This is a genomic window from Halomonas sp. B23F22_20 (assembly GCF_043496985.1).
Classification (GTDB): Bacteria; Pseudomonadota; Gammaproteobacteria; order Pseudomonadales; family Halomonadaceae; genus Halomonas.
The window spans coordinates 1-530 of the sequence record NZ_JBIEKH010000144.1; the positions used below are offsets into that span (position 1 = coordinate 1).

Here is a 530-nt window from a genome sequence, read left to right on the forward strand (position 1 = left end):
CATAGCAGCATCACGTCACGCTCCGGCATCCGGCCGGTGATCCGGGCAACCCGGGTAACGTGGCGAAACCGGCTAGGCCGCAGTACGGCAGTTTGGCGGATAGGGTTCGGCATGGGCGTCTCTGTCAGGAATGGTGGGGATAACGCTTCGATCCTGGGAGAGCTGCCTGGAGGGCTCCTGGCCAGGCTATCACGCCGAATGACGAGGTGTTCACGGAAAGTCGGTCACGCCGGGGTTTCCGGCTCCCTATTGGGCCTCATCATTGCCTCAATATCCGATTTGATTTTCTCGACATGGGACTTGGATAGATTGGCGTGCGACACGAAACGCTCAACGTCCGCGTCGAAAGAGCTTTTATCACCATCGTGTGCTATCAGGAAACCAGACATCTTGAGGGCAGCAAATACTTTCCTGAGAGGCAGACAGTTTTGTTCTTCCGACATTACGGAACCGAGTTTCTTTTCTGCGCGATTATAGGTTCGCTTGAGAGAGTCGGGATTGATTTCTAACCGCGTGAACTCAATTACCTT

Annotated in this window: 1 protein-coding gene; it reads right to left on the minus strand. The window is 54.5% G+C overall.

From position 1 onward, the window contains the following. Positions 1 to 224 precede the first annotated feature (224 nt). Positions 225 to 530 (minus strand): hypothetical protein (locus ACGTN6_RS21015; RefSeq protein WP_394595052.1); only part of this gene is annotated, 306 nt, incomplete at its 5' end.